Genomic DNA, 13,634 nt, shown 5'->3' with positions numbered 1-13,634 from the left:
AAGTCCTACGGTCAGGCAGGTAAACTTCACGCAATAATTGTCTAGGCTACATGCCGTACTTGACCTGCCGCATTAATCGCATACCTAGAGGAAAACGTGCAAAAACGAATCGCAAGGATTAAAAAACGCGCCAAGCGGTACCTCAAGGACGATTTTAACTACAGGTCAAATGATTCTCGGATTCATTCTAAAACAGTTTTCTTCGAATCTTTTGACGGTACGAGCCAGACCTGCCACCCTCTAGCCATTTTCGAATACCTGGTTAATCATACAGACTACAAGAATTTTAGATTCGTCTGGGCATTTCGCGGAGAAGTACCGACTGGGTATACGTGGGAAAAATATTCACATAATAAAAACGTTCAATGGGTTAAACACGGTACTCACGCTTACTACAAGAAACTTGCATCCTCCAAGTACTTGGTGAGTAATTCCACCTTTCCACACCAATTCACAAAGAGTGCAAACCAAGTTTACCTAAACACTTGGCATGGAACACCGATCAAAAGAATGGGATATGACATCCCACTCGGGGTGCCGAGTACACGAAACGTTATCCGCAATTTGATGTCTGCCGATTTCGTCCTTTCGTCCAGTAATTTTATGACTCAAGAAATATGGAAACGCGCATTTAAGCTTGAGGGGCTCTTTCGCGGAAAAATTCTGGAAACAGGTTCGCCACGTCTTGATGCACAAATTTTGGAGGTAAACGATCTTGAGCAGCTTCGATCGATACATGGCATCGAAGCAGGCGATGATCGCAAGGTCGTTCTTTACGCGCCAACGTGGCGCGGAACTTCGCCCACTAATATACTTGATTCCAGTCAATCACTCGTCACAAATTATCAGTCTCTCGTAGAACTCTTAGATCCCCATAAGTACGTTGTTCTGCTCAAGGTTCACCAACTTGCACTGCGAGGAATCAAACGAGAAAAACTGTCGCAAATAAGACTCGTCGACAACTCCATCCCCACAAACCGCCTGCTGCCCATCGTAGCCCACTTAGTAACAGACGAATCCAGCATCGTCTTCGACCAATTGGTACATGATCGACCAATCCACTTTTTCTTCAATGAGGACGCATTGAATGATGAGCGCGGCCTTTATTTCCAGAAGGATTCGCTTCCGGGAACTATCAACTCAGACGTAAAGTCGGTAGCTGATGCCATTCGCTTAAGTGAGCATAGTGACCAATTCGTCGACATACGACGCAGTTGGCGAGACAAATTCTTACCGCACGAAAGCGGCACCGCTACTCGACAAGTAGTTGATGCAGTATTCAAGAATAACTTTGACTCTGTCCAGAAAATCGAAAGTTGCCTGGATTCGGATAAGAAGAAAATTCTCATACACGTTGGATCCCTAATTGCCAACGGAATCACAACTGCTGCTATCAATGTAGCTAATCAATTAGCTGCAGATGGTCATGACGTTAGTATTTTGTACCCATACTCAAAGAATGAAAACCAGGTGGCGAAGGTTTATGGTTTCGATCCATCAGTTCGACATTTCCCTCGCGTTGGGACGATCGCTTTGCCCTTGTCGTCGCGTCGATCGTACAGGAGATACCTAAGCGAGGGGGGGCGCAAGGCAAAAAAGGTTAATCTGCAGCGGATCCAAGCAATTTTCTCGCGCGAGTGGACCCGTTGTTTCGGTAATGCTGAGTTTGACACCATCCTCGCCTTTGACGGATATTCGGTATTTTGGGCCGAATTGTTACTAGCCGCGAAGTCCTCCAAGAAATTTATTTGGATGCACAACGACCTAATGCTTGACTCCCGTCGTACGATTAACGGGGTTATGCCGCATTACAAAAACCTAAGCTCCTTATTTTCGCTCTACGATGATTTCGATAAGGTCGTTTCAGTTTCACCTAAGTTGACTGAAATAAATAAACACAAAATGTCACAATACGCTGACGAATCAAAATTCACCACGGTGCAGAATTTCATTAATTTTGAAGAAGTGTTGCGTGAATCTCGTGAATATCGAGATTTCAAACCGGATTTATCAAATATTAACTTCGTTACGGTTGGCCGGTTGTCACCTGAGAAAAACCAGGCACGAATGATTCGCGCAATGAAGCAAGTGGTATCTAAGTTTGAAAATGTTCATCTATATATTGTTGGTGATGGACCACTTTTCAATAGTTTAGATGCACTCATTTCTAACCTGAATCTAAAGTCAAATATTCACCTTCTCGGATACCATCGAAACCCTCACGCTCTCGTTGCTAAGTGTGATTATTTCCTTTTTTCAAGCATCTACGAAGGACAAGGGCTGGCCGTGATTGAGGCTATGGTTCTAGGAAAACCCATCGTCACCACGCGGTATAACGTCGTCGAAAGCGTTGTTGGCAATGACGATGGAATTATTACGGAAAATTCTGATGATGCTCTGGCTCAAGGCATGCTGAAGATGATTGATTCCCAGCATCCGGGCCCTAAATTTAGTGCTGAGCTACACAACCAGGCAGCATTACTCGAACTCCGAGATCTCATTAGCTGATCATTCTACAAAGGGAACAATAATGATTAGAACCTTCATAAGTAAGTTCAACGCCAAACAAGAACCGGCATCGTTGGACACAGATATTGCGCAAAACACTGACGCCCTCGTTTCACCAATAGAGAAAACTAATAGTGTGCCTATATTGAGTGTCGTCGTACCGTGCTACAAGGTCGAATCCTACCTTCGCGGAACCTTAGACACCATACTGGCCCAGAATGAAATACCTATCGAAGTAATCGTGGTCGATGATGGTTCTCCAGACCGTTCTGGCGATATAGCTAGAGAATATGCTGCGAACGATCACAGAATCATCGTAATTACTCAGCCCAATTCTGGCTTAGGTGCTGCGCGAAATACCGGAATACAAGCAGCAACCGCAAAGTATCTTACTTTTGCCGATTCTGACGACTATATTCCACGCGGTGCCTACAAAGCCATGGTCTCCCAACTTGAGCAATCCGGTTCTGATTTCGTTGTGGGTTCGGTCGAACGCAAGCGTGGCATGAAGACCTGGATCCCCGAGTGGGCGCAAAATGTCCATGCTGTTGATCGTATCGGTGGAAGTCTAGGTGACGATCCTGAACTCCTGAAGGATGTCTTCGCATGGAACAAGGTTTTCCGCAGGACATTCTGGGACGAAAATATTCGAGAATTCCCGGTAGATATTCGATATGAGGATCAGACCCCTACGGCGATCGCCTACACCACATCCACCAAGTTTGATGTTCTAAAACGCGTTGTGTATACGTGGGTTATTCGTGACGATGGAACCTCGATCACGCAGCAAAAAGCGAAAATTGAAGACCTTCAGGATCGCCTCAAGGTCATGAGGTCTGTTGCTCGGGTTCTCCAAGACAACTCAACCGAAGAAATCTTTGATCAGTGGCTATTAAAATCCGTAGGTTTTGACCTTAAGCCGTATTACGAACAAATACCACGCACTGATCACGATTATTGGTCCGAACTCGCAGCTGGTATTCGATTCCTAAATGAATTTATGGATCAAGGCCACTGGAACGAAATTCCATTCTGGGAGCGCACCATTGCTTTGTCGTTACTCAACGGCACACAAGAAGATGTCACGCTAATCCTGCAGAAGAAGCAAGAAGACGGGGCAGGTTATCAAATTACCGCTCACCCTGAGCTTGGGCTGACCTGTGCAACAGATTTCTTAGAATCGCTTTCGTATGTCCCGGAAAAGAGTCTGCTCACGCCTGCCGATTCTTCTTTACGTCTTCGTGCTGAGTTGATTAGTTTCAATTGGGATGATCAGTCATTTGTAGCCAACGCAACCGTAGCTACCTGGATTTCCGGCTTGTCTCCTAATAATTTCGACTATGAAGTTTCGGCAGAATTGATCGGAATAAACGACGATCTCATCGCTCTGCCGGCGGAAGTCAAGAGCATACGAATCAAGCCTGAGTTAGTCCCGTCAGGTGACGCGTACAACACATACGAAAACTCGACATATTCCGTTCGAATAGATACTCGCAAGCTTGCCGTGCCAGAAGGTGTCCAAAGCGAAGACCTAAAGTGGGCTCTGCAATTACATGTACGTGCTGATGACATTTCCCGCGATGGACAAATCACGGCTAGGGCTCCGCTCGGATCAGCAGTCGCTTTTTCTCATGGAACCCCCGTTGATGGCGTACGTTTCGCAATCCACTACGACGATAAGTTCGGCCTGGTAGTCAACGTCCCAACGCCAAAACCCGTTGCAACATCGATTTCCTTGGATGGTCGGAGTTTCGTTTTACGAGTCGACAAGCGTTCGTCCGGCGATTTCAATCATCTAGTACTGAGGTCCAAGCACAAGAAGGACCTTTCCTTCTTGGCAAGTGAAATCACCGATGATGAATTAGTTTTCCGTGTAAGCCTTCCGCTCTTTGAAGAAACGCTCGTTGGCTCTGCTCTGTGGGAGCTGCGTCTAGCGAATAGGCATTCCTCTGCGCTAATCCAATCCGGACAGAGCTCAGCGTCCCTTCAAGAATTGCTTTCCTTCGGTAGGAGGCTCCGTGTATCACTCTCGCCGAACGGCTTCCTCCGCTTAGAGGAACGAGATTTCGGAATATCCGTAAATGGTGCCTACGTTGATGAAGACAACCACGATCTCGTTATTGCGGGCCGGTACAGATCCCCACATGGATCTGAGACCCGTCTATTCTTCGAAAATTCGGCTAAAGCACGAATCCTGCCTCACACATACCGTTTTGACGAGGCTTCAGGAGAGTTCGAAATTCGTTTCAGTCTTGAACAGACCGGATCAAACGGACAGAAGATTGCTTTTGCAGAGGGCGGTTACGCACTCATTGCTAGCCGTGCAGGCACGCAAATTGGTGACAAGAATCATTGGGTGCCGGTGGATTTGTCGCTGCATCAGCAACTTCCAATCCATAGCCTCGTCGAGAAGTCGCGTATTAGATTGTCGCGTACAGTCAAGGCGGGTGCATTGTGGCTAAACATTTATCCGCGGATCGCTCACTCTGACGCGACCAAAAATGGACAGAAGCAGCTAATACTGTCGTCCTCAGAAAAACGACAGCTCGTCGACGCAACGCTATTTGAATCCTTCGCTGGTTCCGCAATCGCCGATTCGCCTCTAGCTCTGTTCAGGGAAGCGATCAAGAGAGGCGTAGGAGGTAAGCTCTACTGGACTGTCAAGGATCATGGCGTTCCGGTTCCAGCTGGCGCCACACCTGTAGTACTGCACTCCGCCGAATATCATGAAATTCTATCCACTGCGAAATGGTTAGTTAACAACAACAACTTCCCGTACTACTTCAGTAAGCAACCCGGTCAGCTTTATGTGCAAACGTGGCACGGTACGCCCCTGAAAAAAATTGGCAACGACGTTCCATCAGGTAATCTGTCAATCTCGTACCGAGAATTGATGAAACGAGAAGCTCTACAGTGGGACTTCTTAATCGCGCAGAATGAATATGCCAGTGAGCGATTGGCAAATGCATTTGGATACGACGGCCGCGTATTGGAACTTGGATACCCGAGAAATGACTCCCTCGTAACCGGTCAAGTTGCCGAATCCAGTGGCGATCTTCGATCACGGCTAGGTATCTCTCCTGATCAGCACGTCGTTCTATATGCGCCTACTTGGCGAGATAATATTCGGACTGCTTCAAATCACTACGATCTAGTTAGCTATCTGGATTTTAATGCTCTCGCAAAGGCATTCGGGGATTCCGTAGTCGTCCTACTTCGCGGCCACTCAAATACAGTTGCCGCAAACCGCCGATTCAGCAACACCAACGTAATTGACGTGAGCCGGCATCCTGACATCAATGAAGTCATGCTAGCCTCCGATTCGCTAGTGACGGACTATTCGTCAATCATGTTCGACTACGCAACGCTGAAGCGACCGATTTATGTCCTAGCTCCCGACATTGAAGACTATGCGTCCTCGACTCGCGGTTTCTACTATGAATTCGAGCAGAATCTTCCAGGCCCACTCTTGAAGAACACCGGTGAACTGATTAAGCTCCTCAAAAAGGATCCGGTAGCTTATCTATACCGAGTCCGGAATTACGCAAACCAATTTGCACCCAAGGATGATGGCCTGGCTAGTTCGCGTGTGGCTGATAATATTTGGGGTTAGCTAGTTCGATCTCCTTATATGGAAAGACCATATGTAGTAATGAACTTCTAATTCGAAGTGCACCAGATTAGTAATTACTGATTCCTCCCGAACATTGTTCGGGAGGAATCAGTCTACTCAGCGGTGCTGCGCGCTTCAAAGATCAAGTTGATTCATCCGCTATTGGGCAAGCTCGAACCAAACATCTTGCTCATTAGGGCCGGTTTCTTCTGGCCACCGGGTACCGTTGTTCCGGCTCTTTGGTGTGAAATCTCGGGACATCTCTAATGGTTCGTGACAGGTCGTGGACAACCGACCTCGATACTTTGTACACAGCTGAATATTTGTCTCTTTCAGAGCCATCGATATTCCGAGGGAGAACCACCCGTTATTCCAGTTCAGAGCCACCGAATATTGTCATTCAGAGCCACCCCTGAATGTGAGCTCGAGGGTGGCTCCGAACAACTGATCAGCGATACTCGGGGTCCTGCTTACCGTTCAGCTTGCGCTATTGATTCACGCATGTTGAACCCGCCGGTCTCCACCCAAATCGTGTTGTGAACGATCCGGTCCATAATCGCATCCGCCAACGCACCAGCCCCCAACCTGGCATGCCAGTCCGCCTGCTTGTACTGGGTGCAGAAAATCGTTGATGCGGCCTCGTAGCGCCGCTCCATCAGCTCGAAGACGAACTTCAAGAACCCGCCGGCCGGGGGATCCAGCAGCCACTCATCAAGCACCAATACGATGTAATTCGAGTACTTGTTCAGCAGCTTCAGCTGGCCAAGCTGCTTGGCTGTGGCTTGTTGCCATTCCTCCTCCAAATCCGGCAACCGCACGTAACCGGTCCGGTAGCTGTTGACGCAGGCCTGCTTGGCAACCGCGCACGCCAGATAAGATTTCCCTGAGCCAGTGAAACCTTGGAAGACAAGATTCCTGTTCAGCTCGATGAAGTGGCAGGTCGCCAATTGGGCCAGCAGCGACTGGTTCAGGCCACGTTCTTCGACCCGATCTACTCGGCGCAGGTCAGCGGCTGGGTAGCGCAGCTTCGCCCGGCGAATCAGGCCGTTGGCCTTGGCATTGACGAATAAGCCGTGGGCTTGGTCCACGGCCATCTCGATACGCTGTTCAACGCTCAGGGACATGCTCAGCACATCGTCTTGGGCGTCGAAGGCGGTGAGCAGGTCGCTGGCAGACATTTCGCGCAGCTTGCGCTTGGTTTCAGTATTCAGGTTCATGAATTCTACCTTGCGTAGTAGTCGCTGCCGCGCACGTATCCGCTACTGGCTTCAGAATCTGGCAGGAGGGTTGATTCCTTCCAGTGCTCGTCGTGCCTGTTGAGCAAGATCGGATGCAGATGCGCATAGCGCGGGGATCTGATCTTGGACTGCAAGGCGACGAAGCAGGCGTTCTCCAAGCGCTGGGCACCGTATTTCGAGGACAAGCGCAATACCGCCAGCACGGGGCTGATCCCCTGCTCGGGCACCGGGACCGAAATGAAAATCTTGTCGATGACATCCACCGTGTTCGCACCGATGCGGTAGGCCCAGCCGCGCAAGCGCTTGGCATCCCACGCCCGGTACTTTCGTTCGGGCGGGATATCGGCGTAGTTGGTCCGGTACTGGTTCACCATGGTGGTTGAGAAGATCGGGTGGCTGCCCAGGCGTTGGGACTGCAGATACACTTCCAGCATGGTGGAGGTGATGCGCAGGTCAACGGTCGCTCCAACATGCTTGAGCGGGACGGAGTAGAAGTTCTACTTCCACGTCACGTAGCTGTTCTTGGCGACCTTCCGGCCGTAGATCCAGGTGCTGATCTCATACGGGACTGATGGCAGATCCCATAGCAGGGGCAGCTCTTCTTCCGTGAACACGCTGCGGCGGGAACCGGCGCGCTTCTGGAAGGGCTGGGCGTTGTATGCGGCGACCTGGCGATAGATCGCGGCCCTCAATGCGCCGAGGCTGGTGAACTTTTCCTGGCGCAGCGAGGCGATCACCCAGGTCGCGACGTGCCCCACGGTATTCTCGACGCTGGACTTGTCTTTGGGTTTGCGCACGCGTCTTGGCAGAATGGCCGAGCTGTAATGCTCGGCCAGGTGCCGGTAGGCGTCGTTGAGGATGATCTCCCCGTCGGCTGGATGCTTGATGACCCCGATTTTCAGGTTGTCGCACACGATCCGCGGGACGCTGCCACCCAAGGCGGTGAACATCGCTGAATGCGCGTGCAGCCAGGAACCCTTGCGCATATCGGTGCAGGGCTCCACGAACGCGTACCGGCTGAATGGCAGGCACGTGACGAACAAATACACCTTGGAAGGTACCCCGGTCAACGGATCTGTGAGGGTCATGGTAGGTCCTGACCAGTCCACTTCGATGCTGACTCCGGCCTTGTGCTCGACGCGCGAGGTGGCACCGTGTTCCAGGACGTAGCGCTGGTAGGACTTGCAGAACCTGTCATAGCCCATGAACGCGGCAACTGTTGCTTTGGCCTTGTCAGCGTATTCGGCGAGCAAGAGCTTGAGGTTGGTTCCGACTTTGGCTAGTTCCTTATGGACGGTGGGCCAGTTTGGTTGGGTGAACACGGTCTCGTGTTCGCTGCGGCCAGGGAACAGCAGTTGGTAGACCTGCTCTTCGTGCAGGTCTTTGAGCTCGTACCAGGTGCGGGATAACGCGTCGGCTGCAGTGATGACTTCGGCGACGCTGTTGCGGGAGATGCCTTGGGTGGACGCGATGGCGCGCCCGGAGAAACCCACGGTGCGAAGCTGGGGTATTCGCTTCGCTTTGATCTTTCGTACCATTGGAAATGGCTCCTTCCACCACACAGGCTGATGCATGGTGGGAGGAGTTTATACAGGGTGGCTCTGATCGAGAATATTGCTGTTTACGCGTGGTGGCTCTGAACCGCAATTCTGGTGGCTCTCAAAGAGTCAAATATTCTTCCTTTTCCGGATGGTGGCCGTTTGGTTGGCGCCAGTCCGGGTGGAGCACTTGGCAAGCGGATCTCTAACGAGTCACAGGTCCCAAGAAGGGGCATGGACGACCTTCTATGAAGCCATATCAAGTGGCTGGATTGGCGCCACCCGTCAAGACGGACGAGTCGTTGAAAAGTCATCCAGAAATCAGTGAAGACAATGTGTCGATGAGTCACATCTTGGTGGGTGGCATCAATCTTGCCAGCGGATCCCAGACCTGCCAATAATCATTAGAGATGTGATGAGATGGTGTGTCCACAAAGTGTCGAGATCCGCTGCCTACGATCTCCCGCGATTTCGCACTAGGTGACTGGAAGGTATTGGTACCGGTTAATCAGAAAGCAGTACCGGATCATCCTATTCGGCACGTTAATTATGCCTCTTGCCGGACGTTGTTTGTACAGGTTTGTATCGGTGATCGCAGGTGAGTTTACAACTTGAACTGGCAGCGATCGCCCTTTTTCTCTTGCGCTGAAAGAACTCAGTTCGTCCCGCCTAGTTGAAGCCAGTTACCAAACGTAGTTGTTTTGGTGTTCTTTGTCGTCGGCGGTATCAAAACGGCCACCAATAATCCTGACTAGCGGATTATGGTGGCCGTCGAACCCTCGAAAAAGATCAGGATTAAACAAATCAAATCATTTTCAAAAAGTTGTTAGCAGCTGAAGACAAGTAGTCTCGGAAGCGTTAACCATGGCATGCATAGGCGCCCTTGCGACAAACAACAATCATCTAGATTCTACCTATTACCAGGAAATTCCCCAGGGAATGCATCAAGCAGGGAATTAAAATCAAATTTATTCTTAGGAAGGCTCGCCCTACGAGCAGCCAAATTGAGTGTGTCTTCAGTCAATTCGGTTAATTCGATTGACAACTCAGAAACCTTAGAACGATCAAGGACGGAGAAGAAGTCTTCAAATTTGAACTGATCACCTGCAAGTGTCGAGTTTTTGATTCGCAGCCAAGTCCACGGAACTCCATAGGCCTGTGCAACTATGATTCCATGTAATGAAGTTGAAATCACTACATTCGAGTTAGCAATATCAGAAACTACATCTTCCGCGGATCGCATAACATCCAAAATAGAGTGAGAACCAGCAAGACCCGCAAAGTGCTGCGCATGCATGTAATGTGGAATCACTGAAACATCGAAATGTCTTGACGGAATCGGATTGAAGAACCTGGGCAAAAGCAACGCTGGGTCACCGTACACTTTTGGTACGTGCCACCCCATCTTCTCAGTTAACTCTTTGTATGTCTTCCAACCCCTTACGGCATGAATCTTTGCCGGTTTATGCGAGGCTAACCGCTCTATACTTTTAGCATGCAGCGGAGCGATTAAACCACTACCCCAAACTTCGAATCTCTTTCGCTCCATCAGGTTAAGTACTGATCCAACCGTCACAAGTGTCGAGTCATCAAGTGCGGAGTCTTTCATATTGACTACGTCACGACCTGAGATATTTCGAACTAAAAGTGGACCGATAAGGTCGCCGAAATTCTTTCGACCATTCCACCAGTAAGTGGGCAATGCATCTTTGCGGCTATCAAGTCGATTCAGTTTTGGGTAGTTTATCGATTTTGCATGATGATCTAGCCATTCGAGCTGTTCAATTATCCTAGTGAAAACGAAATCAATGTGGTTCTCGAGTCCGGCCTCTAGGACCAGATACGCGTTTTCAATCTGGACAAAATCAGCAGGACGACATGCATAGATCAACGAAAGCCACTCGTTCGCCCCAGGACCAAAGCCCGACAAATAAACGCGTACCTTATCGTTCATAAAACGAGTCTCAATACGCAATTCGTAGCCTTCTTTTAACAGCCCTGTTTCAACTACTGAGTCTGAAAGCTTTGTTGAATATCTGATTCCATCTTCACCAAGGCGAGCGGATAGCAATTCTAGAAGTCGATTAATCACCCTATCCTTTTCACCTTGATTAGCTGAAAGCATAGTGGATGAAATGATAAACTGACGACGATCATTCAACATATTCTCGTCGGCTAGATTAGTCTGAATTAAAGCGTTCACCAATTTTTCATCGAAGAGATGCTTGGATGGGTCAAATGATATTTGATTGGTACGCATTGTTTTCCAGTTGGAATTTATTCCAAGAAAATGCCGATGTTTTACATCGGTAGTGCGAAATAGATTTGCCCCTGGAACGAGATGTGTTTGCCATTGCTTCGCTGAAGCGCATCGCAAGGGTCGAATCGCCCATTTCTGAGTCGTTAGAGACGTTGAAGGGTCATAGTATGGAAAATTCTTGAATCTAACAATTGATTCTTGTGACAAACTCCCAAATGGTGCAGTTGTCATCCAACGCCCCGTATAAACCAACCCGCCGCATTCTTTTTCATCCATAATCGTGACGAGATCTCGGCCATCATCAGACATAACTAACTCGTCAATATCAGCGCTTATAACTAAATCGGCGGTCTTAAGGAATCGGTGCCTGGCATGCTCAAGAATACCGTATTCAGTAAAATCGGAGTCCCATGGAGCGTTACGCACTCCACCCCAATTCCCGCCCTGAGGACCAAACTTAAATGGCCACTCGACCACTACAGCAACGTCGAGCCCTTCTACTTCGTTCAAGGCGTCCATAAGTTCAGCAGATCCGTACGTCGTTGACATATTGTCATATAAAAGTACGGCGTTTACACCTTGAATGGTTACATGGAACTGAATCCAATCCTTGATCCAGCGCAGATCATTATCTTTAGATTTGGTAACGAGTGCGCGTTTACCCTCAAATAGGCCCACAAAAGAATCACCAATTTTTGCCGCGCGAAGATTTGATCCGTCTTCGATAGTTATCGAATCCATGTTCGAGTCAAATTCTATCCACGAATTTTGAGTTCTGTCGAGATCTTCAAGATGTACTTTTTTAGCGATCTGACCGTCACCTTTAAATGTTGATTGGCTAAGGAAATCTTTAAGGTTGAGCAAGGATGGTCCTGCAAGCCTTATCTTCTCACCGTCGCGAAAAACATCGTAGAAAAGAGTATCGTCATCATATTTATCTGCGTAGTCAACTTGCCTTAAACCTTCAGGTCGAGGCATTTTCCGGCGTGGATCGTTCGGGCAATCGAGTTTTACCGAAGATAAGGTGACAATCGTCGAAATCATTTATTCTACGAGTCCTTTGAGTTGGATGATTGAATCAGGCGAGAACAATACTTTGTGCCGATTTAGCTACTGATGTTATTCAAGCTGCGATAGCATCCGTAGCGTCGGTGGCAAGGTTCTTCCACCTTAGGGATATTCAGTACTATAGTTTATTGCTGACAGCAAAGTCATGCTAGGGGCTTACCCAAGTACAGTCGGTCATGGCCCTAAGCGGGCAACGTCAAAGCCGTGCCTCACCCAAAACTTCTTGCCGACTAGGCAACAACGTCCTTGAATGTCTACGCTCGTCAGAATAACCGCTCCAGATAGTTTTGTAATTGCGAAACAAGTTCATCTTGCGGATGTTCAGTGCGCTGATTGACGTCTGCTACTCATCTACTCCAGCATTGTTCGTTTGACACTCGCCTAAGCTTAACTCTTCCATACCGGCAAGGTACTTGCAGTAGCCTAAACGTCAATCAGTAAACGTAGCCAGCTCCGCCACGATTACTCATCGCCATAGTTACTTCCGAACGCAAGGTAACCCAACAAAGTTGTTTCCAAACGCATGGATGCTTGGTTCAATTGCTTGGAATCAGCACCCCTCTGGCGTATGAATCACGACCGTTGCTGGATAATCGTGAACTCTCGAGCGGCCAGATGTTGCCGGCCCCGACGAGTCCAGTTTCCAGTTCGCGAGTAATCGATTTTATTAATATGTGCGAAGGATTACACCGATTTCTCACTGCGCAGTGACTTGCTTGACAAGTACGCCGCTTTGACTGAGTGTCACGCTTAAACGTTTGATAATTAATTCGGCATTCGGTCTTCGCCCAGGTCGCTTGCGGCATGAAATCCAAGGAAATCCGGTGCTTCAAGAAGATCTTCTAAATAATCGAGAAGCACAAGACCAACCTTCTTCGAGGCGCAGCACTCGGCATGAACAATTTACGTGCTCACCAAAAACTGTTGGAAGTGATCCGTGGGTCTGCTCGCGCGCATACGAAGGAAGGTGACAGAGAATCAGACATCCAATACCGGTAGACTGGATGTGACGCGTTAGCGAGAGACAAGAACAAGCAGAGGCACGATTGAGGAACGACTACACGGCCGGAACGCGTACCGATAGTATTCCGTAAACTTGATGACCACACTTCAGCCTTCGTCTTTTCAGTTGAATAGCTAGCTGTTAGCGAGACTTAGTCCAGTGACGAGACGCGAATAGTTTTTGCAAAAGTGATAGCGTCGGTCTCTGTTTGAAAGGTTACGTTGCAGAACGTAGACGTAGTTCATAGGGGCCGGACTTGTGCCACGGTTTTACTACCCAATCGAGCTTCGCTTATGTGTAAGGCTCTAAACTCGCACCATTAAACAAGTTGGGTCGTGTTAAATAAGTGAACGCTAAACAATATCCACGGAGCTAACCTGAGAGAATGTTGAGTGTAGCTCAAGTT

The 13,634-nt window shown here is 48.8% G+C and carries 4 protein-coding genes and 1 pseudogene; 2 read left to right on the top strand and 3 right to left on the bottom strand.

Features of this window, described 5'->3' with window-relative positions; translation table 11 throughout:
- Positions 1–96 precede the first annotated feature (96 nt).
- Positions 97–2,508: a glycosyltransferase gene (locus AOZ07_RS07370; protein WP_075972443.1), complete on the top strand. Its 2,412-nt coding sequence runs from the start codon at positions 97–99 to the stop codon at positions 2,506–2,508.
- A gap of 22 nt (positions 2,509–2,530) precedes the next feature.
- Positions 2,531–6,121, top strand: a complete 3,591-nt coding sequence (locus tag AOZ07_RS07365; protein ID WP_060701415.1) for a bifunctional glycosyltransferase/CDP-glycerol:glycerophosphate glycerophosphotransferase — start codon at positions 2,531–2,533, stop codon at positions 6,119–6,121.
- A 470-nt stretch (positions 6,122–6,591) separates the two neighbouring features.
- On the opposite strand, the gene AOZ07_RS07360 is transcribed toward AOZ07_RS07365, so the two are convergent.
- The 3 genes and pseudogenes from AOZ07_RS07360 to AOZ07_RS07350 form a co-directional block, all read right to left on the bottom strand.
- Complete coding sequence (locus tag AOZ07_RS07360) at positions 6,592–7,338, bottom strand: ATP-binding protein (RefSeq protein WP_060701414.1); 747 nt, start codon at positions 7,336–7,338, stop codon at positions 6,592–6,594.
- Between the two features lie 5 nt (positions 7,339–7,343).
- Positions 7,344–8,897 (bottom strand): annotated as a pseudogene (gene istA, locus AOZ07_RS07355) (IS21 family transposase).
- A 910-nt stretch (positions 8,898–9,807) separates the two neighbouring features.
- Positions 9,808–12,201, bottom strand: coding sequence for a polysaccharide pyruvyl transferase family protein (locus tag AOZ07_RS07350; RefSeq protein ID WP_084793168.1), 2,394 nt, complete (start codon positions 12,199–12,201; stop codon positions 9,808–9,810).
- Between the last annotated feature and the right edge of the window lie 1,433 nt (positions 12,202–13,634).

The organism is Glutamicibacter halophytocola, assembly GCF_001302565.1.
Lineage (GTDB): Bacteria > Actinomycetota > Actinomycetes > Actinomycetales > Micrococcaceae > Glutamicibacter > Glutamicibacter halophytocola.
Note: the sequence above shows the minus strand (reverse complement) of the source record. Positions and strands in the feature narration are given on the sequence as shown.

Excerpts from the sequence above, each read along its gene's own strand:
- AOZ07_RS07365 (WP_060701415.1), top strand. The coding sequence starts at position 2,531 with ATGATTAGAACCTTCATAAGTAAGTTCAACGCCAAACAAGAACCGGCA.
- AOZ07_RS07360 (WP_060701414.1), bottom strand. The coding sequence starts at position 7,338 with ATGAACCTGAATACTGAAACCAAGCGCAAGCTGCGCGAAATGTCTGCC.
- AOZ07_RS07350 (WP_084793168.1), bottom strand. The coding sequence starts at position 12,201 with ATGATTTCGACGATTGTCACCTTATCTTCGGTAAAACTCGATTGCCCG.